Source organism: Nocardioides sp. Z24_21 (genome assembly GCF_058134345.1).
Genome location: NZ_JBYTTH010000002.1, coordinates 196,488 through 218,383, shown reverse-complemented (window position 1 = coordinate 218,383; position 21,896 = coordinate 196,488). Strand labels below are relative to the sequence as shown.

Here is a 21,896-nt window from a genome sequence, read left to right as displayed (position 1 = left end):
GATCAGCCCGCCACCGCGGACACGAAGCCGGCTGCCAGGACCATCAGCGGCAGCAGCGCGAGCAGCGTCATCGTCTCGACGATGTCGCCCATCCGGCCGCGGCGCACCGACGGCGAGGCGGGCACGAGCGTCAGCGCGAGCAGCGCCGCGCCGACGCCGGCCAGGGCGAGGGCGGCGCCGGCGCGCCAGCCGTCGTGGATCAACAGCATCGACACCGCCACCGAGACCAGGCCGAGGATGCCCGAGGCGAGGCCGGCCAGCACCTCGGCCCCGGTGCGGTACTGGCGGGTGCGGAACATGACGGCCAGGCAGCACACCGCCGCCAGGATCGTGCCGTAGGCACCGCTGCCGACGGCGAAGGGCGCCAGCAGCACCAGCAGCGTGCCCACCGTCGCGGACACCGCGAGGAGGATCTCGTGGCCGACGCGGGCGTCGTCGGCGACCTCCTCGGGGTCGATCTCGTCGGGGTCGGCGGTGATGTCGTGCAGCGAGTAGAGCTGGTCGACCTTGGTGCCGGTGACGCCGAGCGCGAGCCACGGGAAGATGCTGCCGGCGAGGACGACGAGGGTGAGCAGGACGATGAAGACGGTAGCGGGCTCCAGCGAGAACACCCGCACGAGCAGGGAGCCGGCGACCAGCACCGCACCAACCACGACGGCCGGGATCACGAGAGCGCGACCGCCCTCGAGGCCCACGACGGCCACCAGGCCGACGGCCAGCACGCCCAGCCCGGCGTAGAGCAGGGGGTCGGTGAAGAACGCGTCGGGAAGGGGCCAGCGCCACGACGGCAGGTCACCGGGCGCGAGCAGCAGGCCGGCGACCGCGGCGTAGAGCGCGGCGAGCAGCGAGACGACGACGCCGGCCTCGGGCTCGCCCTGCGCGCGGGTCAGGACGATGCCGCCCACCACGAGCAGGCCCGCGATGACGCCGGCCGCGACGCCGCCGAGCAGGCTCTCGCCCTGGAGGAGCAGGGCCAGCGCGCCGAGGCCGAGCAGGATGGCGGCCGCGCCGAGGGCCGTGCGGCGCCCGGCCGCGGGCTCCCACGGCCGGAGCTCGTTCTCGACGACGTCGGCCATCGCCTCGACCACGTCGTCGTAGACCCGGGGCGCCTTGTCGTCGACGCCGGCGGTGACGGTGAGCAGGCCGCCGTCCTCGATGCCCTGCATCGTGAGGCCGGCGTTGTCGGCGAGGATCCGGCCCTCCTGCGTCACCAGGCGGTAGCCGCCGTAGACGGTGGACGCGTCGAGGAGGCCGACGGAGCGGGCGAGCTCCGGCACCAGCTCGGCGACCGGGATCGCGCCCGGCAGCACGAGGTCGACGCGTCGAGATCCCGAGGCGATGGTCACGCGGACCAGGCCCGACGCGACCGAGGACCCCTGACTCATTGGTGATTCCCCCCTGAACAGTGCTTCACCTGCGCTCCGCCCGGCCGGGCGGGGCGCTGAACCGGGAGCAGCCTAGGCGAAAGCGGCTCCCGAAATGCCGGAGGCCGGTCATCCCGCAGGGACGACCGGCCTCGGACGAGGTGCGTGCGCTCAGAAGCGGTTGGCGCCCCGGGCGTCGGCGGCCTTGTACTCGGCGTTGGACGCGTCGACACCCTGGCTGGCCTGCTGGAGCAGGAGGGTCATCTCCGTCATGGCCTGGTCCCACTTGGCCTTGGCCTGGTCGTAGGCCATCTTGGCGTTACCGTTCCAGTCCGACTTGAGGGGGTTGAGCTCGGTCTCGAGCTGGTCGAGGCGGGCCTCGATGTCCTTGGCCGCCTTCATCACGTCGGCCGCACCGGCGTCGAGGCTGCCGTGCTGGACCTTGATTCCGTCGAAAGTCATGTCGATCTCCTAGATCTGCGCAGTCAGGTGTCGGCGTCAGCCGAGACGGCCCTGGAGGTTGGTGTGGGTGGCGGACTGGGCCTCGTCGGTGGAGACGTTGTCGCGCTCGGTCTCCTTCATGGAGGCCGCGAGCTGGTCGAGGGCCTTGAGGATGGTCTCCTGCTTCTGGTCCCAGGCGATCATGAGGTTGTTGAACGCGGAGGCACCCTGGCCGCCCCATCCACCCATCATCGTCTGGATGTTTCCGGACAGGACGCCACACTTGTTCTTGACGTCGGCGCGGGCCTGGTCGACGAAGTCAGCACCCTTGGAGAGCGCCTTCTCTGTCTGGCCGTACATCTCGCTCATTGAAGATCCTTCTCCCTCGGCGGTCCGACCGACCGAGTGTCTTGTTGGTGATCCACTGGACTGGTGATCCGGTGCTCGGGGAGACGTCCCGGCCCCCCGCGCTGATCCTGCATCTACCCGGGCGGATTCGGCCTAAACCTGAATCCACCGAACGTCGTCGGAGCGCCCCCTCAGGAGGTCAGCTCCCAGAGCCGCCGGAACACGCCGGCCGCGACCACGGCGGCGGCGAACGCGAAGCTGCCGCACAGCGACTCGGCGACCTCGGCGCGACGCGACCACCAGACCGAGCGCCAGCCGCGCCCGGTCGCCACTGCGGCGGCGAGGGCGACAACGCCGAGCGCGACGGTGACGTAGAAGAACGTGTCGACGTGCCCGGCGCCCGGGCCCGTGGCGAGGTGGACCCCCAGGGCGACGAGGGCGGCGAGCCCGGCGAGGCGCAGGAGCGCACGCGCAGCGGCGTGCCGGTAGGACCGGGCCGCGAGGAGCAGCGAGCAGCCGGCGAAGAGGACCAGGCAGCGCGCGCCGATGAGGTCGAGGTCGATGGTGGCGCGCTGCAGCAGCAGGGGGCTCGCCACGACCATCGTCACCAGGATCGCGGCGGACGCGCCGGTGACGATGCGTGAGGCGCGGTGCACCAGCCGCTCCATGGCGCCGGCCGCGACGACCGCGCGGCCGCGCCGCCCCGCGCGCTGGCTGTCGCGGGCCGACCAGGCCGTCACGGCGAGGCGGTCGAGGTCGAGCAGCGCCTCGTCGGGCACGTCGACCGCGAGCGAGGGCGCGAAGCGCGCGGCCATCATCGACCCGAACACCAGCAGCGTCCAGGCGACCCGCGCGTCCCACCCGAGCATCGCCGGCACGGCGCAGCAGGCGAAGACGGCGAGCCCGGCGACGATCCAGACCGTGCTGACCTCGTCCGCGTCGTGGGACAGCGCGCGGCCGATCCCGGCCACGACGGCCGCCGCCATGGCGGAGGTGCCGAGGATCGCGGGGAGCAGGTGCAGACCGGGCTCGTGGAGCGCGGCGAAGGCCGCCGCGGCGGCGAAGGCGGGGGCGGCGGCGGCCCGCTGGCGCGCGTGGCGACCGACCGGCAGCACGCCGGCGAGCGAGCACGCCAGCAGCACGCCGACGACGACGGTGCGCGCGACGTCGTCGCCCGAGCGGGCGGCGTACCAGGCGGCCAGGACCGCGACCAGGGCGGCGAGCCAGGCGACCATCGAGGCGAGCTCCGGGCTCTCCGGCGCGTTCTTGGCGGCCTGGAGAAGCGTCACCCGGCGGGGCCGGTGGACGCCGGCGGTCGCCACCAGCACGTCGCCGGGCTCGATCCCGGCCTCGCTCAGGGGGGCCGCCGCGTTGAGGCGCTCGCCGAGCGCGGTCTGCAGCAGCGGGATGCCGGGCACCTCGGCCTGCTTGGCGTACTCACGGGCCACGTCGACCGAGGTGGCGCCCGCGGGCACGACCAGGTCGAGCACGCCGGCAGGGCCGTGGATGCTCACGGCAATGGTCGCTCCAGCAGTGCTGGACATCGCGACGTCCGACACGGATTCCCCCTTCGCATGCCTCGGGACGGGCGCTCGTCGGGTGAAGGGTAGTCGCGGGCCGCTCCGCAGCACACCTATCATCGTCGCGACTTCAACGGGTGAGGCACGGGGGGACGCGAGTGAGCACGACATTGCGAGGTGGCCAGCGGCTCGACGAGCCCGAGATGCCGGGCGGCCAGATCGTCCTGCAGCCACCGCCGGAGCTGCAGGACGGCGAGGGCGCGGGCGGCGTGCTGATGAACGCCATCCCGATGCTGGGCAGCCTGGGCTCGATCGTGCTCGTCGCCACGATGGGCGGCGCCAACAAGAGCCGCAGCTTCCTCGCGGCCGGCATGTTCCTCTTCGCCACCCTCGGCTTCATCATCGTGCAGATCGACCGGCAGCGGAAGCAGCGCGCCCAGCAGGTCACCGGATCGCGCACGGAGTACCTGCGCTACCTCAGCAACATCCGCAAGGTCGCGCGCGAGGCGGCCGACCAGCAGCGCCGCGCGCTCAACTGGCACCACCCCGAGCCGTCGGCGCTGCCCGCGCTGGCCGAGGACCGCACCCGGCTGTGGGAGCACACCGCCTCCGACGACAACTTCCTGCACGTGCGCTACGGGCTGTGCTCACAGCCGCTGTCGCTGGAGCTGGTGCCGCCGGAGAGCGCGCCGGTCGACCAGGTCGACCCGGCCGCCGCGTCCGCGCTGCACCGCCTGCTGGTGGTCCACCGACTCCAGCCCAACCTGCCCGCCTCGATCGACCTGCGCGCCTTCGACCGGATCGAGCTGTGCGGCGACGCCGAGGAGGTGCGCTCGACGGCGCGGGCGATGATCTGCTCGGCGACCGCGTTCCAGAACCCCGACCAGCTGATCGTGGCGGTGCTCAGCTCGGAGCAGAACCTCACCCACTGGGACTGGGTGAAGTGGCTGCCCCACGCCCAGAGCACCCGCGAGGTCGACGCGGTCGGGCCGATGCGCCTGGTCTCCACCTCGCTCGACGACCTGGGCAACCTGCTCCCGCCCGACCTGAGCGACCGGCCCCGCTTCGGCGCCGACGAGCGTCCCGCCACGCCGCACATCCTGCTGGTCATCGACGGCGGCCACCTGCCCCCCGGCAACCACATCGTGCCGCCCGACGGGCTGCACGGCGTCACCCTGCTCGACCTGCCGAGCCGGTGGGACGAGCTCGAGGACTCCACCCGGCTGCGGCTGGAGTTCGTCGACGCCCCCGACGAGCTCGGCAAGCGCCCGGTGCGGGCGCTGCGGCTGCGCGGCGAGCCCGTCCGGGCCCTGGCCGACCAGTGCGACATCGCGACCGCGGAGGCGTTCGCCCGGCGGATCGCGCCCCTCAAGACCGCCAGCGCCGAGTCGTCGTCGTCCGGCGGCGCCGTCGACATCACCTCGACGACCCCCGACCACATGGACCTGCTGGGCCTCGGCGACATCTTCACCTACGACCCCGCCACCGCCTGGCGGCCGCGGCCGGCCCGCGACCGGCTGCGCGTGCCGATCGGCATCGGCGACTCCGGCGGCCTGATCCACCTCGACATCAAGGAGTCCGCCCAGCAGGGCATGGGCCCCCACGGCCTGGTGATCGGCGCCACCGGCTCCGGCAAGTCGGAGTTCCTGCGCACCCTCGTGCTCGGGCTGGTGATGACCCACTCGTCCGAGCAGCTCAACCTCGTGCTCGTCGACTTCAAGGGCGGTGCGACGTTCGCCGGCATGGCCGACATGCCGCACGTCTCGGCCGTCATCACCAACCTCGCCAACGAGCTGACCCTCGTCGACCGCATGCAGGACGCCCTGTCCGGCGAGATGACCCGTCGCCAGGAGCTGCTGCGCGACGCCGGCAACTACGCCTCCGTGCGCGACTACGAGAAGGCGCGCGCCAACGGCGAGCCCCTCGAGCCGATGCCGTCGCTGTTCATCGTGGTCGACGAGTTCTCCGAGATGCTCTCGGCCAAGCCGGAGTTCATCGACCTGTTCGTCGCGATCGGCCGCCTCGGCCGCTCGCTGGGCCTGCACCTGCTGCTCGCCTCGCAGCGGCTCGAGGAGGGCCGCCTGCGCGGGCTGGAGTCGCACCTGTCCTACCGCGTCGGCCTGCGCACGTTCTCCGCCGGCGAGTCGCGGGCGGTCCTCGGCGTGCCCGACGCCTACGAGCTCCCCGCCGTCCCCGGTCTGGGCTACCTCAAGCCAGACCAGTCGACGCTGCTGCGGTTCAAGGCGGCGTACGTCTCGGGTCCGCCGTCGAGCCGCACCCGCGTGACCCGCGACGAGGGCGGCGCGATCCGCGGCATCCTGCCGTTCACGATCTCGGAGGTGCAGGCGCTCGAGCCGACCACCGACGAGGTGGCCGAGGTGGCACCGCAGCCGCAGCAGCAGGGCGAGCAGCCCTCGCTTCTCGACGTCGCGGTGCAGCGGATGATCGGCAAGGGGCCGGCCGCGCACCAGGTGTGGCTGCCGCCGCTCGACGTGCCCGACACCCTCGACGAGCTCATGCCCGACCTCGTCGAGAGCCCCGACCTGGGCCTCACGTCGCCGCAGTGGCGCAACGTGCCCGGCCTGGTGATCCCGCTCGGCACCGTCGACCGCCCGCGCGAGCAGCGGCGCGACACGATGACGCTCAACCTCACCGGCGCGGCCGGCCACGTCGCCGTCGTCGGCGGGCCGCGGTCGGGCAAGAGCACGATGCTGCGCAGCATCGTCACGAGCATGGCGCTGGTGACCACGCCGCTGGAGTCGCAGTTCTTCGTGCTCGACTTCGGTGGCGGCACGTTCGCGCCGCTGGCCCGGCTCCCCCACGTCAGCGGCGTCGCCACCCGCTCCGAGCCCGACGTCGTACGGCGCGTGATGGCCGAGGTCGAGGGCATCGTCGACCGTCGCGAGGGCTACTTCCGCGAGAACGGCATCGACTCGATCGAGACCTACCGCTCGCGGCGCACGCAGGGCCGCGCCGACGACGGGTGGGGCGACGTCTTCCTCGTGATCGACGGCTGGAGCACGCTGCGCGCCGAGTTCGACGACCTCGAGATGGAGATCCAGCAGCTCGCCGCGCGCGGCCTCACGTTCGGCCTCCACATCGTCACCGCCTCCACCCGCTGGGCCGACTACCGCGCGGCGATGCGTGACGTCTTCGGCTCCAAGCTCGAGCTGCGCCTCGGCGACCCGCTCGACTCCGAGATCGACCGCAAGGTGGCCGCCCTGGTCCCGGTCGGACGACCCGGCCGCGGCCTCGTGCCGTCCAAGCTGCACTTCCTCGGCGCGCTCCCGCGCATCGACGGCGACGGCAGCGCCGACACCCTCGGCGACGGCGTGGACGACCTCATCGACCGGGTCGCCGCCGCGTGGAAGGGCCCGCAGGGTCCCAAGCTGCGGCTGCTGCCGGAGCTGGTCACGCTCGAGGCGGTCCGCGAGGACGCCGTACGCCGCCAGCTGCCCGCCAAGCACATCCTGCTCGGCATCAACGAGAAGGAGCTCGCGCCGATCGGGCTCGACGTCGACGCCGAGCCCCACATGCTGGTCTTCGGCGACGGGCAGTCGGGCAAGAGCGCGCTGCTGCGGGCGTACGTCCACGAGGTCATGCGCACGCGCACGCCCAAGGAGGCGCAGATCGTGCTCGTCGACTACCGCCGCTCGATGCTCGGCGAGGTGCCCGACGAGTACCTGCTCAACTACCTGACGTCGGCCACCCAGGCGACGCCGACGCTCAAGGACATCGCGAGCTACCTCGAGGGCCGCATCCCCGGCCCCGACGTGACGCCCGAGCAGCTGCGCAACCGGTCGTGGTGGACCGGCGCGGAGGTCTTCGTGGTGGTCGACGACTACGACCTGGTCGCGACCGCGCAGTCCTCGCCGGTCTCCTCCCTGCAGCCGCTGATGGCGCAGGCGCGCGACGTCGGCCTGCACGTCGTCGTGGCCCGGCGCACCGGTGGCGCGTCCCGCGCGCTCTACGAGCCCGTCATCCAGTCGCTGCGCGACCTGGCGATGCCCGGCGTGATGCTCTCCGGACCCCGCGACGAGGGCGTGCTGATCGGCAACCTGCGACCCCAGCCCGCCCCCGAGGGCCGCGCCCGCGTCGTCACCCGCGACGGCGGCACCCAGACCGCCCAGCTCGCCTGGCTCGACCCGACGATGTGACCGGGGGCGGGGGCGGGGGCGGGCACTCCCGCGGGGGCGCCCCCGGCTCAAGCGGACTCGTCCCCGCTCAACACGTCGGATCCGGCGTGTCCAGCGGGGACGAGGGTGTCCCAGCTGCCGCCCGGAGCGCACCGGAGGTTCCATGGCGCACCTGAGCCGGGGGCACCCCCGGCTTGAGCGGACTCGTCCCCGCTCAACAGGTCGGATCCGGCGTGTCCAGCGGGGACGAGGGTGTCCCACCACGCCCGGGGCACCGGGTGTTGCCGAGGGTCAGCCGAAGGTGCCCTCACAGGGGACCGGGCCGGCCGCCCGCGGACGTCCTGTGGAGGCACGCGTCAGTACGTACGACCTCCCGCAACGCCCAGAAGGCGAGCGTCAGCGGCGGCCGCTCTTGAACATCCCCCGGGCGATCTCCCGGGCGGCGGTGCTCATGAAGTCCTTGAACACCTTGGACCTCACGACGCTCTCGACCATGCCGTCCGGCTCGGGCGCGGGGCGCCGGGACGACGACGGAGACTTCGACGGAGACGGAGGCTTCGCCTTCTCGCGCACCCGGGCGTTCTTCTGCTCGCGCGCCATCTCCTGCACCCGCGCGTCCTCCTCGGCCTTGCGGGCCCCCTCCTCGAGCTTCGCGGCCAGCAGCTCGCGAGCGGACTCGCGGTCGATCGTCTCGCCGTACCTCGCGGTGAGCGGCGACGCAGCGACCGCTGCCTCCATCTCGGTGGCCGGGGCGGGGTCCATCAGCGACTCCGGGGCCCGCAGCCGGGTCCAGGCGACGGGCGTGGGGGCGCCGCGCTCGTTCATCACCGTCACCACGGCGTCGCCGATCCCCAGCGAGGTGATGACCTTGCCGAGGTCGTCGTAGGCGCTGTCGGGGTAGGTGTTGACGGTGGCCCTGAGCGCCTTGGCGTCGTTGGGGGTGTGCGCCCGGAGCTGGTGCTGGATGCGGGAGCCGAGCTGACCGAGCACCTCGTCAGGCACGTCGGTGGGTGACTGCGTCACGAAGAAGACGCCGACGCCCTTCGACCGGATCAGTCGCACGGTCTGCGCGACCTGGTCGAGGAACGCCTCGGAGGCGTCGTCGAAGAGCAGGTGGGCCTCGTCGAAGAAGAAGACGAGCTTGGGCTTGTCGAGGTCACCCTCCTCCGGCAGGTCGTGGAAGAGGTCGGCGAGCAGCCACATCAGGAACGTCGAGAACAGCGCGGGCCGGTCCTGGAGGCGGGGCAGCTCGAGCAGGCTGACGATGCCGCGACCGTCCTCTGCGGTGCGCAGGAGCTCCTTGGTGTCGAGCTCGGGCTCGCCGAAGAAGACGTCGGCGCCCTGGGCCTCGAACGCGACGAGCTCGCGCAGGATGACGCCGGCCGTCTGCGGCGACACGCCGCCGATCGCCTTGAGCTCGGCCCTCCCGGCCGCGTCGCCGGTGAGGTAGTGCAGCACGGCGCGCAGGTCGGCGAGGTCGAGCAGCGGCAGCCCCTGCTTGTCGCAGTAGTAGAAGACCAGGCCGAGCGACGACTCCTGGGTCTCGTTGAGGCCGAGCACCTTGGCGAGCAGGGTCGGCCCGAACGCGCTCATCGTGACCCGGACGGGCACGCCGGTGCCCTGCCCGCCGATCGCGTAGAACTCCGTCGGGAAGGCGGTCGCCGTCCAGTCCTGGCCGACGCTGGCCGTGCGCGCGGTGAGCTTGTCGCTCGGCTCTCCCGGCACGCTGATGCCGGACAGGTCGCCCTTGATGTCGGCGGCGAAGACGGGTATGCCGTGGGCGCTGAGCTGCTCGGCGAGCAACTGGAGGGTCTTGGTCTTGCCGGTGCCGGTCGCACCGGCGACGAGGCCGTGGCGGTTGAGCATCGCCAGCGGGATGCGGATCCGGACGTCGCTGAGGTCGTCGGCGCCGAGCATCAGGCCGCCCAGCTCGAGCGCGGGCCCCTCGAAGGCGTAGCCCGGCGCCACCGCCTGCGAGATCGGGTCGCCGGCGGTCTGCGTCATGGGCCGAGCCTAGTCAGCGGGGCGGTCGACGACGAGGCCCTCGTGCGGGCCGTCGTTATGATCACGCCGTGATCTTCAAGCGGGTGGGCGACGGCCGGCCCTACCCCGACCACGGTCTCGACTCGCGCGGGTGGGCCGACCTGCCGCCGCGCCAGGTGCGCCTGGACGAGCTGGTGACCACCAAGGACACCCTGCGCCTCGACGCCCTCCTCGACGAGGACTCGACCTTCTACGGCGACCTGTTCGCCCACGTCGTGCAGTGGAAGGGCGACCTCTACCTCGAGGACGGCCTGCACCGCGCCCTGCGCGCCGCGCTGCAGCAGCGCAGCGTGCTGCACGCCCGCGTCCATCTGGCAGGTGAGGAGTGAGCGGCGCGGCGAGGTCGGCGCTCACGCTGACCGGCCTCGCGGTGCTGGTGCTCGCCGCGGCCGCCTGGGGGTGGAGCGCCTTCACCGCGCCGCTGCCCCGCGACGAGCCGGTCGCGATCTGCGAGGACACGACGGTCACCGCCGGGTCCGAGGTGCGGCGCGACCAGGTCGTCGTCAGCGTCTTCAACGGCAGCAAGCGCAGCGGGCTGGCCGGTGCCACGGGCGCCCAGCTCGCCGAGCGCGGATTCGTCGAGGGCACCGTCGGCGACTCGCCGCTCCCCGCGGCGACCACGCAGATCTGGTCCTCCGAACCGACCAACCCGGCCGTGGTGCTGGTGCAGCGGCAGTTCAAGCGGGCGCAGGTCGTCGAGGGCGACGCGCTCGGTCCCGGCGTCGTCGTGGTCGTGGGCGAGAAGTTCCGGTCGTTGAAGAAGAAGCAGGTCGAGTCGGTGGTCGCCGAGACCGACGCGACCTACTGCCGGGCCACCGGCTCGGAGTGAGGCGGGCCGCCGCGCCTACTCGCGTTCGGGGCGCGCCGGGTCGCCGACCCACTGGGCCAGGCGCCCGTTGTCGGAGACCTGCCGCAGTCGCGCCTCCGTGGTCTCGCGGAGCTTGCGCGGGGTGACGACCAGCAGGTCGTCGCCGTGGCGCAGGACGGTGCGCCGCTCGGGCACGAGCACCTCGCCCGCGCGGACCACCAGCGAGACGGAGGCCCCCTGCGGCAGCCGCAGCTCACCCACCTCGACGCCGTGCATCCTCGAGGCCGGGGCGATGGTCACCTGCAGCAGGTCGGCCGCGACCCGGTCGAGCGGGGCGGCCTCCACGTCGAGGCCGCGTGGCTCGGAGCGCCGGGCGACCCCGAGCGTGCGCGCCACCCACGGCAGGGTCGGGCCGGTCAGCAGGGTGTAGACGACCACCATCACGAAGACGATGTCGAAGAGGTGCTCCGCGCCGTCCACGCCCTCCGACAGTGGGATCGTGGCGAGCACGATCGGCACCGCGCCGCGCAGGCCGGCCCACGACAGGAACGCCAGGTCGCGCGGCGCCATCGGCTGCACCACGCTGCTCACGAGCACCGACAGCGGCCGGGCCACCAGGGTGAGCACGACCCCGGTCACCAGCGCCTGCACGACGGTCTCGAGGTCGATGCGCCCGGGCGAGAGCAGGAGGCCGAGCATGACGAAGAGCCCGATCTGGGCCAGCCAGGCGACGCCCTCGGAGAACGACCGCGTCGCCACGCGGTGGGGCAGCTCGCTGTTGCCGAGGATCAGCGCGGCGACGTAGATCGCGGCGAAGCCCGAGGCGTGCAGCGCCGACGCGGCGCCGTAGGCCGCGAACGCCAGGCACAGGACGGCGAGGGGGTAGAGGCCGGAGGACGGCAGCGCCGCCCGACGCATCACCCAGGCCCCGGCCACGCCCACGGCGACCCCGATCACTCCGCCCGCGACCAGCTCGAAGACGATGAGCCCGCTGGTCTCGAGCAGGCCGGCCTCCCCCACGGCGCCGGTGGAGATGATGCCGACGAGCACGACGGTCGGGGCGTCGTTGAGCCCGGACTCCGCCTCGAGCGCGCCGGTGAGCCGTCTGGGCAGCGGCAGGGCGCGGAGCACGGAGAACACGGCAGCGGCGTCGGTGGGCGAGCAGATGGCCCCGAGCAGGATCGCGAGCTCCCACGGCAGGCCGAGGAGGTAGTGGGTGCCCACGGCGACGACCGCGACCGACACGGCGACGCCGACCGTCGCCAGCGACAGGCCCAGGCCCACGCTCGAGCGCATCTGGCGCCAGTCGGTGGTCAGGCCGCCCTCGGCCAGGATGACGGCCAGCGCGCCGAAGCCGAGGGCGTGGGCCAGCTGAGCGTCCTCGAACACGATGCCGAACGGGCCGCCCTCGCCGAGCAGCACGCCGATGAACAGGTAGATCAGCAGCGACGGCAGCCCGGCGCGCGCAGAGAGCCGTACCGCGAGGATGGCCGCCAGCGTCACCACGGCGCCGACCAGCACGAACTCGTCGAGCTGGTGGACGTCGAAGGTCATGCACACCTCTGGTGGCTCGTGATGCAGGGCGGTCCGGATCCTATCCGCCACGGAGCACCCCGACGCCCCGTTCGAGGCCCGCAACGGCCCGCCACCAGACTCCCTCACTACGGCACAATGCCCGGTGGGGACGCCACGTTTGACGAACGCCGGGCCGGGGTAGGCGTCCCCGGACGAGAGGGAGTGATCGATGTACGGCGACACGGCCGCGGGCCGCAAGCGCGTCGCGCAGCTGCGCGAGCAGGGGGGCGACATCCGCGCGCTGGCCACCCGACTCGTCTCGCAGTCCGAGGCCGTGCCGTGGCACGGCAAGGCCGCCGAGGCGATGCGCGAGCGGATCAAGGAGCGCGCCGCGCACCTGCGCACCGCAGCCGCCCACCACGAGACGGCCGCCGACTCGCTCGCCCGGCACCTCGCTGAGGTCGACACGCACAAGGAGGCGATCGACGTACGCGCGCACAAGGCCACCAGCCTCGTCGAGGACGCCCGCACGCGTGCCGCCCACGCCGAGGCGCGCGACACGGCCACCGACGAGTCCGACGCCGCCCTGCTCTCGTTCGACCCTCCGCCCGCTGGTCACAAGGACTGGCTGACCGTGACGCTGCCGGGACTCTGACATGGTCACCATCGACCTCACCGCGCCTCCCCCGCCGCCGACCAGCTTCCTCGACGCGACGGCCCGACGGCTCGCCCTCACGCTGCCCGAGCTCCGTCTCGTCGCCGAGCTCGCCGGGGGCGCCCCGCTGCCCTTCGACCTGCCCGACGACGCCGCCGGACCCGACGTCCCGGGCTCGCTGTCCGGGCGGCTCGGCCAGAGCCGTGGCTCGGTCGAGGACGCCGCCTACACCGACGCCGTCCGCACGCTCCACGACCCGGACGACACGCTGCGCCGCCGCGGCCTGCTCGGCGCCGGCGGCGCCGACCCGGGCGTCCTGGGCGCGGTCGGCCTCCTCGCGACCCCGCGCCTGGCCCTCGACATCGACGTCGCCGCCGGCGCCACCCAGGTCAAGGCGTGGCACCGCCAGTCCGGGGGTGCCGTCGCGAGCCTGTCGACGTGCGACGGCATCGTCTTCGAGCTGGCCTGGTTCCCCGTCGACCAGTGGACGGCCGAGCTCGCCCGCGTCACCGCGCCGCCCGAGGAGCTGGCGCTGGGTGTCTCCCACGTGCCCGCGCGCCTCGACGTCCCCTACGCGCTCGCCGACTCCGTCGGGGAGGCGCTCCGCTCCGGTCGCGCCGACCTGGTGCCGGTGCTCGTCGGGCACTCCGACGGGATCGTCCTGGCCGACGGCGAGGAGCTCGGCGACGCCGAGGCCGCTGCCGCGGTGTCGGCCGTGCACACCGAGAGCCGGGGCCGCATGCGGATCCTGGCCGCCGAGGTCTCCGACCGCGCGACCACGTCCGTCGGGGTCGTGTCGTGGGTGCTGCTGCGCGACGGCTGGCACTCGCTGACCCCCCGCCACGACGACGTCGCCCGCGTCGCCGTCGTGCGGGTCGACCCCGACGACCTGGCCACCGAGCTGGCGCCCGTCCTGGCCCAGGTCGTCACCCCGGAGGACGATCGATGAACGACCTCGACATCCCGCGCACCCACGACCACGAGCCCGCCGACTCCTCCGCGTCGGTCGCAGCCGACAAGTACGACCAGATGCTGGCCCTGGCCGACCTGTTCGACAGCTCCGGCAACGAGATGCGCACCCGCGCGCGCCTCGGCGCCGAGATCCTCGGCGACGACGACGTGGTCGACACCGGCGAGCTCTCGCCGGCCACGTGGGCCGAGGCCGAGGAGGACATCCGCGCCGCCACCACCGGCAAGCACGGCCTGCTGACCCGCTCGGTCGAGCTCGACGCCGACGCGCTCGTCGTCCGCGCCACCGTGCTCACCTACCGGTGGATCGACGAGCTGCAGGAGGCGGCCTACAAGACCCTGGGCTCGATCGCCGGACGCGCCATCGGCTACCTCGCGCCCGAGGTCGCGCTCGGAGGCGCGATCGTGAGCGCCGGCCTCATCGAGACCGAGACGATGGACCGCGACGGCGTCACCGCCTACCTCAGCGAGCTCGCCGAGAACAACCCCGACCTGATGGAGCACCTCTCCGGCGGCGGCGGCCTGCTCGACGGGCTGCACATGCGCTCGCTCCTCACCGCGGGGGTGCTCGCCTCCGACCAGGGCGCCCACGCCGCCCGGGGCGGCCTCCGCGCGATCGGCATCGACCCGTTCCCGACCGACGCCGTGTCCGCGTTCCGCGACTCGGCGGGCTCGTTCGTCGAGGCCGAGACACCGCCGGCGGAGGTGGAGACCAGCGCCGGCAGCGCGCCCCGCTCGCTCGAGGAGCTGATGGCCACCCTGCTCGCCGAGGACCGCCGCATCAGCGTGCAGCGCGTCGGCACCGGGCGCTACATCGCCTACCTCCCCGGCTCGCTGGCCCACGACTCCGGCCGGCTGCGGCTCGTCGGGGCCGACCCCACCACGTCCGTCAGCCAGGTCGTGCGGGCCATCGAGGAGGCCGTCACCGACGACGACGCCCGGGTGATGCTCGTCGGGTCGGCGTCCGGCGGCACGATCGCCGCGGAGATCGCCGCAAGCGCCCGCTCGTCGCGCTTCGTCGTCGACCAGGTCGTCACCGCCGGCGCCCCGTCGGCGCAGGTGCCCCGGATCCCCGAGGCGACCCGCGTGCTGTCGCTGGAGGACCGCTCCGACCCGGTCGTGCTGCTCGGCTCGCTGATCAACGCCGCCACGGCCAACCGGCTCACGGTCGTCTTCGACGCCGACGGCGCCGAGGGCACCCAGCTCTACGTCGCCGGCGCGCGCGCGGCCGACAGCGCCGAGCACCCCGAGCTGAGGGCCGAGATCAGCCGGATGCACGAGCTCGGGTTCCTCACCGGCTGAGCGTCAGACGATGCGGTGCACGAACTCGCCGAGCTGGGCGAGGTTGCGGCACTCCACCATCGGCACGATCTCGCCGTAGCGGTCGGCCGCGCTGTCGCCCGTGCCCCAGTGGCGCGGGTGCTCGGGGTTGAGCCACCAGGCGTGCCGCGCGCGGCCGGCGAGGTCGGCGAGCACCGGCACGGCCAGGTCGCTGTAGTTGGACCGGCCGTCGCCGAGGACGAGGAGCGAGGACCGCGGTCCCACGGCGTCGGGGTGGTCCTCGGCGAAGCGGGTCAGCGCGCGGCCGTAGTTGGTGCGTCCCCACAGGGCCGCGTGGGAGATCCGGCCCGACAGCGACTCCATCACCTCCACGACGTCCGCGCCCGGCCGGAAGCTGTCGCTGACCTCGACGACGTCGTCGACGAAGGTGAAGGCGCGCACCCCGCTGAACGCCTCCCGCAGCGCGAACACCAGCATCAGGGTGAACTGCGCGAAGCTGGCGACCGAGCCGCTGACGTCGCAGAGCACGACCAGCTCGGTGCGGTGGGGGCGTCGCGGGCGGTGGTGGGTGGTCAGCGGCACCCCGCCGGTCGCGATCGAGGCCCGCACCGTGCGGCGTACGTCGAGGGGACCGCGCCGCCGGGCGTGCTGCTCCTTGGTGAGCCGGGCCGCCAGCCGACGGGCCAGGGGATAGATCTCGCGGCGCATCTCCTCCAGGTCGCTGCGCCGCGCGGCGGTGAAGTCGAGCCGGTCGATCGTCGGCCGCACGGTCGCGTCGACGACGTGCCCGGGTCCCTTCTCCTCGGCGATGCGCCGGCGGGCGTCACCCTCGACCATCCGCGTGAAGTCGCCGATCCGCCGCCCGGCCGTGCGCTGGGCCTGCTGCTCGTCGAGGCCGCCGTCCAGCAGGCCCTGCACCAGGCGGTCCATCAGCTCGGCGGGCGAGACCCGCTGGAGCGAGGTGTAGGCCGACCAGCTCGACAGCCCGGGTCCGCGCCCGGGCATCGCACCGAAGCGGGCCACCGCCTCGACGGCCAGGCCCTGCAGCGCCTCGCGGACGCCCGCGGCCAGGGCGTCGGCCAGCGCCTCGCGGAAGCGCTCGAGGTCGGGCCCGGTGTCCCGCGGGCCGACGGCCGCCTCGGGGCGCGCCTCCAGCCCTGCCTCCAGGCCCGCCTCGATGCCGGGCTCCGGCTCGTCGGCGGCCACGCCGTCGCCGACCAGCCGCGGGTAGTAGATGTCGAAGACCGCGTCGAAGGTGACCCGCTGCGGCTGCCGCTTCACCAGCGTCGCGGCGTACGCCGCCCTGACGGTCTCGCGGTCGTGCCAGTGCACCTTCTCGAGCGCGCGGATCGCGTCGAGGCCCTCGGCCAGCGACACCGACAGGCCCGCCGAGCGCAGCGCCTCCACGAAGCCGATGTGGGTGTCGAGCAGGCTCATCTCGTGGCGAGCCTCAGCTCCCGGGCCGCGCGCTGCTGGTCCGAGGCGTGCTTGAGCACGACCCCCAGCGTGCGGGCGACGGTGGCCTCGTCGAGATCGCCCACCTGGAGCGCCACCAAGGTCCGCGCCCAGTCGACGGACTCCGCGATGGACGGCGCCTTCTTGAGCTCGAGCTCGCGCAGCCGCACCACGACGTCGACGAGCTGGGCGACGACCCGCTCGTCGAGGTGCGGCACCTGGCTGGTGACGATCGAGCGCTCCCGCTCCGCGTCGGGATAGTCGAGGTGGAGGAAGAGGCAGCGCCGCTTCACCGCCTCGGACAGCTCGCGGCTGGCGTTGGAGGTCAGCACCACGAACGGGCGGCGCGTCGCGGAGACCGTGCCCAGCTCGGGGATGGTGACCTGGAAGTCGCTCAGCACCTCCAGCAGCAGGCCCTCGACCTCGATGTCGGTCTTGTCGACCTCGTCGACCAGCAGCACCGTCGGCTCCTCGCGCCGGATGGCGCCGAGCAGCGGCCGGGTCAGCAGGAACTCCTCGGTGAAGATGTCGTCGTGGGTCTCGCTCCACGCCCGGTCGCCACCGCTCGCCTGGATCCGGAGCAGCTGCTTCTTGTAGTTCCACTCGTAGAGCGCCCGCGCCTCGTCGAGGCCCTCGTAGCACTGCAGCCGCACCAGCTCGGCGCCGCTCGCCCGGGCCACCGCCTTGGCCAGCTCGGTCTTGCCGACACCCGCCGGCCCCTCGACGAGCACCGGCTTCTCCAGCGCGCCCGCGAGGTAGGCCGTCAGCGCCGTCGCCTCGTCGGTCAGGTAGCCGGCCGCACGGAGTCGCGTCGCGGCGTCCTCGGGGGACTCGAACCAGGTCGTCACGGGGCGAGCGTAGCCATGAGCGCAGCGCTCGCCGCGCTCACGGTGCTCCCGTTCGAGATGCCTCTGCCTCGCTCCGCTTCGGCTTGGCAGCCGCCGGACCCGGCCACGCCCCCTCGGCCCGCGCCTCGCTCCGCTTCGGCTTGGCAGAGGGGGCGGGATTCGAACCCGCGGTAGGTCTCCCTACGACCGCTTTCAAGGCGGTTCCGATCGGCCGCTCCGGCACCCCTCCTCGTCCGGCGCCGGGGCGCCGCACACCGCGCGACTCTACCCAACGACCGACGCTCCCCGCCGGTCCCGGGCCAGCCCGGGACCCGAGCGTCCACACCCGTTCGGCGGCGTGATGAAATCGTGGGCGTGACGACCGAGACCGCCACCGTCCACCGCCTCGCCCCCGCCGTCGCTGCGCGGCTCCTCGGGATCGTGCTGTGCGCCGTCGCCGTGCTCATCCTGGGCAGCACGCTGGCGATCGCCGTGCTCGACCTGCACACCGTCTTCCTGCTGGTGCCCGTGGTGCTCACGATCGTCGTCCTGGTGGCCGCGTGGTGGTGGTGGCGCACGAAGGGCTGGGTGGTCCGGATGACGCCCGAGGGCTACCGCGTGCAGTGGGTGCGCGGGGTCGGCGCCGCGTCCGCACGGTGGAAGGACGTCGAGGACGCCGTCACCACGACTCTTGCCGACGCCCCGGTGGTGGTGCTGCGCCTGCGCGACGGGCGGACGACCACCATCCCCGTCGAGATGCTCGCCGTCGACCGCGAGGCCTTCGTGCGCGAGGTCCAGCAGCACCTCCAGCGTGGGCACGGCCTGCGCAAACTGTGACCTGATTCGGCGCGGACGCGCCCGGCCTTGTAACCTTCAGTCGCTCGGCCGCTGGTCGGGCATGGAGGCGTCGCCTAGTCCGGTCTATGGCGCCCGCCTGCTAAGCGGGTTTGGGGCTAAAACCCCATCGAGGGTTCAAATCCCTCCGCCTCCGCAGTGCCCGGTCCCCTCCCTCGGGAGGGGGCCGGAGCCGCGCCCTCACCCGGTGCATTGCAGGATCCTGCAATGCACAGACCTGCAGTCTGATCCAGTTACGAGTCACCACCGGCTGGTGGAGAATGAGCATGTCATCCCCTGTGACACGAGCAACGAGGTGAAGAGTTCATGACCCCTGTACGCCGTATTGCCGCCGCAGCCCTCGTGGCCGTGCTCGGACTCGGAATCGCGGGAGTCACCGTGGCGCCGGCCCACGCCCTCGACATCACGTGGGGCAAGGCCAAGCCCCCGCGCTGAGGACTCAGCGTGCCATGATGGGCACGCAGTGAAGAGCTGAGCACGGACCCTCTCAACCCCCCACGAGTCCAGGTCCGACGGCCTCCCCCACAGGCCAGCCTCAGCTGTCGAGGGCAGCAACCTCCGGTTGCTGCCCTCGACTCATCAGGGGGCGTCCGGGGCCTGCAGGTCCTAGGTCGCGGCGCCCGTCTCGTCGGTCTCCCGGCCGGAGATGCCCCGCTTGCCCATCTCGTAGCCGAGCTGGAACCGCGTCTCGACCTCGAACTCGTTCTTCAGGTCCGCGACGTAGCCGGCGTAGGTCCGCGGGCTGACGCCGAGCCGCTTGGCGCCGGCGGGGTCGGCGCGGCCCTCCAGGAGCATCCGGATGGTCATCGCGCGCTGCTCGGTGGCGATGTCGCGCATCAGCGAGGTCTCGCTGCTGGTGAAGGGGCGGGCGCGCTCCCAGTGGCGCTCGAACATGTCGACGAGGTAGCCCACGAGTGAGCGGTCGCTGATCACCATGGCCGCGTCCAGGCCCTCGTGGCTGGGGATGATCGCCGTGCGCCGGTCGACCACGATCAGCCGGTTGAAGAACTCGTCGAGCGTGCGCACCTCGGCGCCCGCGGCCGTCACCGTCGCGACGTACTTGCGGGTGTCGGCGCCACGCCGTGCCGCGTGCTGGTAGAGCGTGCGGATCGTGACGCCGCGCTCGAGCGCGGCGATCTCGTGGGCGACGGACTCGTTGAGCTGCTTGATCCCGCGGCGGTACTGCGGCTGCGCGGTGAGCACCTCGTCCTGGGCTTCACCGACGAGCGAGGTGAGGAAGGTGCCGATCGTGGCGAGGCCGCGGATCTCGGCGAACGGGCCACCGACGGCGCTCGGCGATCGACGCCACGCCTGGGAGAGCGCGCTGAAGGCCTGGGCCCAGTGCGCCGACTCCGCGATGAGCTCGGCACCCTGCTGACCGAGGGGCGCCACGACCTGTGCCTGGACCGCGGCAGGGTCGACCGCGCGCCAGTGCGCGTCGTCCTCCGACCTCGCCACGAGCCCGATCTCGACGAGGATGCCGAAGGCCTCGTGCAGCTCGCCGCCCGGGACGATGCGCTCGTCGGACGCGCTGATGCTGCCGGAGGTGACGATCTCGCCGTAGAGCGGGGCGGCGTGGTGCTCGAACACGCTGCGCTCGTGCTGGCCCAAGGGCATGGCTCACCTCCCGCTTCCCCGACCGGTTGGGAGGATCGTGCCACACCGCCCCCAAGGCTCGTGCTCGAGAGCACGGGACCACACGCGACCGACCCGCCCCCGCGCAGGCAGGGGCGGGTCGGTCGTGGTCGTCCGGCGTGGCTCAGGCGTCGAGGCGCGCCTTGAGGGTGTCGAGCTCGCTCCAGAGGACGGCCGGCAGGTCGTCGCCGAACTTCTCGAACCACTCCTCGATCTGCGGGATCTCGGCCTTCCACTCCTCCGCGTCGACCGCGAGGGCCTGCGCGAGCTGCTCCTCGGTCAGGTCGAGCCCGTCGACGTCGAGCGAGCCCGGTGCGGGCACGTGGCCGATCGGCGTCTCGACCGCCGCGGCCTGGCCGTCGATGCGCTCGATGACCCACTTCAGCACGCGGCTGTTCTCGCCGAAGCCGGGCCACAGGAAGCCGCCCTCGTCGTCGCGACGGAACCAGTTGACGTAGAAGATCCTGGGCAGCTTGGCGGCGTCGTTGTCCTTGCCGATGCCGACCCAGTGACCGAAGTAGTCACCGGCGTTGTAGCCGATGAAGGGCAGCATCGCCATCGGGTCGCGGCGCACCACGCCGACCGCTCCCACGGCCGCGGCGGTGGTCTCGGAGGAGAGCGTCGCGCCCATGAACGTGCCGTGGTTCCAGTCGCGGGCCTCGGTCACCAACGGGATGGTGGTCTTGCGGCGACCGCCGAAGAGGATCGCGTCGATCGGCACGCCGCGCGGGTCGTCGTACTCGTCGGCGAGGATCGAGCACTGCTTGATCGGGGTGCAGTAGCGGCTGTTGGCGTGGCTGGAGAGCTCGCCGGTCTGCTCCGCGAGCTCGGGCGTCCAGTGCTCGCCCTTCCAGCTGGTGGCCTCGGCCGGGGTGTTCTCCAGGCCCTCCCACCACACGTTGCCGTCGGGGGTCAGCGCGACGTTGGTGAACACGGAGTTGCCCTTGCGGATGGTGTCCATCGCGTGGGGGTTGGTGTGCTCGTTGGTGCCGGGGGCCACGCCGAAGAAGCCGAACTCCGGGTTGACCGCCCACAGTCGGCCGTCCTCGCCGATGCGCATCCAGGCGATGTCGTCGCCGATGGCCTCGACCTTCCAGCCGGGGATCGTGGGCTTGAGCATGGCGAGGTTGGTCTTGCCGCACGCGCTCGGGAAGGCGGCGGCGACGTACTTGGTCACGCCCTGCGGCGAGGTCAGCTTGAGGATGAGCATGTGCTCGGCCAGCCAGCCCTCGTCGCGCGCCATCACCGACGCGATGCGCAGCGCGTAGCACTTCTTGCCGAGCAGGGCGTTGCCGCCGTAGCCCGAGCCGAAGCTCCAGATCATCCGCTCCTCGGGGAACTGGACGATGTACTTGGTGTCGTTGCACGGCCACGCGACGTCGGCCTGGCCGGCGTCGAGCGGCATGCCGACGGAGTGGAGGGCGGGCACCCACTGCGGGTCCTGGCCGGCCTCGTCGAGCTCCTCGATGCGCCGCAGCACGTCGGTGCCCATGCGGGCCATCACGCGCATCGACACGGTGACGTAGGCCGAGTCGGTGATCTCCACGCCGAACATCGGGTGCGCCGCCTCGAGGTGACCCATCACGAACGGGATGACGTACATCGTGCGACCGCGCATGCAGCCGGCATAGAGCCCACGCATGAGCTCCTTCATCTGCTGCGGGTCCATCCAGTTGTTGGTCGGGCCGGCATCGCGCTCGTCGACCGAGCAGATGTAGGTGCGGTCCTCGACACGGGCCACGTCCGTGGGGTCGGAGGCGGCGTGGAACGAGTTGGGCATGACGTCGGGGTTGAGGCGGGTGAACGTGCCCGTCGCCTCGAGGGACGCGGTGAGCTGCTCCCACTCCTCGTCGGAGCCGGTGCACCAGTGGATGGCGTCGGGCCGGGTCAGCTCGGCGACCTCGTTGACCCAGGCGAGGATGCCTGCGTGCGTGGTCGGGGCGGATGGGCTCTCGGGCGTCTGGGTGTCGATCGTGGCGGTCATGACCGTTCCTCACAGCTTGCGTCGCAGGTGGTTCGCGCGGCCTCGTTGTCGGCGACTTGC

General features: G+C 72.8%; 18 protein-coding genes and 2 tRNA genes. 9 read left to right on the top strand and 11 right to left on the bottom strand.

Going from position 1 to position 21,896, the window contains the following annotated elements; genetic code table 11:
• Window positions 1-2 precede the first annotated feature (2 nt).
• The 4 genes from eccD to AC3X7Z_RS07465 form a co-directional block, all read right to left on the bottom strand.
• Window positions 3-1,385: a type VII secretion integral membrane protein EccD gene (eccD, locus tag AC3X7Z_RS07480; protein ID WP_186339905.1), complete on the bottom strand. Its 1,383-nt coding sequence runs from the start codon at window positions 1,383-1,385 to the stop codon at window positions 3-5.
• A 150-nt stretch (window positions 1,386-1,535) separates the two neighbouring features.
• Entirely contained in the window at window positions 1,536-1,826 is a 291-nt protein-coding gene (locus AC3X7Z_RS07475; protein ID WP_186339904.1) for a WXG100 family type VII secretion target, read from the bottom strand.
• A gap of 36 nt (window positions 1,827-1,862) precedes the next feature.
• Window positions 1,863-2,174, bottom strand: coding sequence for a WXG100 family type VII secretion target (locus AC3X7Z_RS07470; protein ID WP_186339903.1), 312 nt, complete (start codon window positions 2,172-2,174; stop codon window positions 1,863-1,865).
• 170 nt (window positions 2,175-2,344) lie between these two features.
• Window positions 2,345-3,667, bottom strand: coding sequence for a hypothetical protein (locus AC3X7Z_RS07465; protein ID WP_489975511.1), 1,323 nt, complete (start codon window positions 3,665-3,667; stop codon window positions 2,345-2,347).
• A 164-nt stretch (window positions 3,668-3,831) separates the two neighbouring features.
• On the opposite strand from AC3X7Z_RS07465, the gene eccCa reads away from it, so the two are divergent.
• Window positions 3,832-7,830: a type VII secretion protein EccCa gene (gene eccCa, locus AC3X7Z_RS07460; RefSeq protein ID WP_241005285.1), complete on the top strand. Its 3,999-nt coding sequence runs from the start codon at window positions 3,832-3,834 to the stop codon at window positions 7,828-7,830.
• A gap of 375 nt (window positions 7,831-8,205) precedes the next feature.
• Here eccCa and AC3X7Z_RS07455 read toward each other — a convergent pair whose 3' ends face one another.
• Window positions 8,206-9,813 (bottom strand): helicase HerA-like domain-containing protein, encoded by a 1,608-nt coding sequence (locus AC3X7Z_RS07455; protein WP_489975510.1) that lies wholly within the window; start codon window positions 9,811-9,813, stop codon window positions 8,206-8,208.
• A gap of 68 nt (window positions 9,814-9,881) precedes the next feature.
• On the opposite strand from AC3X7Z_RS07455, the gene AC3X7Z_RS07450 reads away from it, so the two are divergent.
• Together AC3X7Z_RS07450 and AC3X7Z_RS07445 are read left to right on the top strand one after the other, a co-directional pair.
• On the top strand, window positions 9,882-10,181 hold the full coding sequence (locus AC3X7Z_RS07450; protein ID WP_489975509.1) for a type II toxin-antitoxin system VapB family antitoxin: 300 nt from the start codon (window positions 9,882-9,884) through the stop codon (window positions 10,179-10,181).
• Window positions 10,178-10,681, top strand: coding sequence for a LytR C-terminal domain-containing protein (locus AC3X7Z_RS07445; RefSeq protein WP_186339899.1), 504 nt, complete (start codon window positions 10,178-10,180; stop codon window positions 10,679-10,681). Before AC3X7Z_RS07450 ends, AC3X7Z_RS07445 begins: the two co-directional genes overlap by 4 nt.
• 15 nt (window positions 10,682-10,696) lie before the next feature.
• Here the strand turns inward: AC3X7Z_RS07445 and AC3X7Z_RS07440 are convergent, their stop codons facing one another.
• Entirely contained in the window at window positions 10,697-12,214 is a 1,518-nt protein-coding gene (locus AC3X7Z_RS07440; protein ID WP_186339898.1) for a potassium/proton antiporter, read from the bottom strand.
• A 190-nt stretch (window positions 12,215-12,404) separates the two neighbouring features.
• Here AC3X7Z_RS07440 and AC3X7Z_RS07435 point away from each other — a divergent pair, with 190 nt between their 5' ends.
• From AC3X7Z_RS07435 to AC3X7Z_RS07425, 3 genes are read left to right on the top strand one after another with little or no spacing between them, the layout of a single operon-like run.
• Complete coding sequence (locus AC3X7Z_RS07435) at window positions 12,405-12,830, top strand: hypothetical protein (protein ID WP_186339897.1); 426 nt, start codon at window positions 12,405-12,407, stop codon at window positions 12,828-12,830.
• A 1-nt stretch (window position 12,831) separates the two neighbouring features.
• Window positions 12,832-13,779: a hypothetical protein gene (locus tag AC3X7Z_RS07430; protein ID WP_186339896.1), complete on the top strand. Its 948-nt coding sequence runs from the start codon at window positions 12,832-12,834 to the stop codon at window positions 13,777-13,779.
• The gene (locus tag AC3X7Z_RS07425; RefSeq protein ID WP_186339895.1) at window positions 13,776-15,101 is read left to right on the top strand and encodes a hypothetical protein; all 1,326 of its coding nucleotides are present in this window, start codon (window positions 13,776-13,778) and stop codon (window positions 15,099-15,101) included. The genes AC3X7Z_RS07430 and AC3X7Z_RS07425 overlap by 4 nt, the downstream gene beginning before the upstream one ends.
• Window positions 15,102-15,104: 3 nt before the next feature.
• Here the strand turns inward: AC3X7Z_RS07425 and AC3X7Z_RS07420 are convergent, their stop codons facing one another.
• The 3 genes from AC3X7Z_RS07420 to AC3X7Z_RS07410 all read right to left on the bottom strand — a co-directional run bounded on the left by AC3X7Z_RS07420 (window position 15,105) and on the right by AC3X7Z_RS07410 (window position 17,612).
• Window positions 15,105-16,517, bottom strand: coding sequence for a vWA domain-containing protein (locus AC3X7Z_RS07420; protein ID WP_489975508.1), 1,413 nt, complete (start codon window positions 16,515-16,517; stop codon window positions 15,105-15,107).
• Window positions 16,514-17,383: an AAA family ATPase gene (locus tag AC3X7Z_RS07415; protein ID WP_186339893.1), complete on the bottom strand. Its 870-nt coding sequence runs from the start codon at window positions 17,381-17,383 to the stop codon at window positions 16,514-16,516. The genes AC3X7Z_RS07420 and AC3X7Z_RS07415 overlap by 4 nt, the downstream gene beginning before the upstream one ends.
• A gap of 141 nt (window positions 17,384-17,524) precedes the next feature.
• Window positions 17,525-17,612: transfer RNA gene (locus AC3X7Z_RS07410), tRNA-Ser, on the bottom strand.
• A 125-nt stretch (window positions 17,613-17,737) separates the two neighbouring features.
• Here AC3X7Z_RS07410 and AC3X7Z_RS07405 point away from each other — a divergent pair.
• The 3 genes from AC3X7Z_RS07405 (at window position 17,738) to AC3X7Z_RS07395 (ending at window position 18,652) form a co-directional block, all read left to right on the top strand.
• On the top strand, window positions 17,738-18,199 hold the full coding sequence (locus AC3X7Z_RS07405) for a hypothetical protein (RefSeq protein ID WP_186339892.1): 462 nt from the start codon (window positions 17,738-17,740) through the stop codon (window positions 18,197-18,199).
• Window positions 18,200-18,262: 63 nt separating this feature from the next.
• A tRNA-Ser gene (locus tag AC3X7Z_RS07400) sits at window positions 18,263-18,353 on the top strand.
• A gap of 170 nt (window positions 18,354-18,523) precedes the next feature.
• A complete protein-coding gene (locus AC3X7Z_RS07395; protein WP_260988510.1) occupies window positions 18,524-18,652 on the top strand; it encodes a hypothetical protein in 129 nt (42 codons plus the stop codon).
• 171 nt (window positions 18,653-18,823) lie between these two features.
• Here the strand turns inward: AC3X7Z_RS07395 and AC3X7Z_RS07390 are convergent, their stop codons facing one another.
• Entirely contained in the window at window positions 18,824-19,834 is a 1,011-nt protein-coding gene (locus AC3X7Z_RS07390) for a TrmB family transcriptional regulator (RefSeq protein ID WP_186339891.1), read from the bottom strand.
• Between the two features lie 142 nt (window positions 19,835-19,976).
• Window positions 19,977-21,836 carry a phosphoenolpyruvate carboxykinase (GTP) gene (locus tag AC3X7Z_RS07385; RefSeq protein WP_489975507.1) on the bottom strand — a complete coding sequence of 620 codons (1,860 nt, stop codon included), beginning with the start codon at window positions 21,834-21,836 and terminating at the stop codon, window positions 19,977-19,979.
• Window positions 21,837-21,896: the final 60 nt, after the last annotated feature.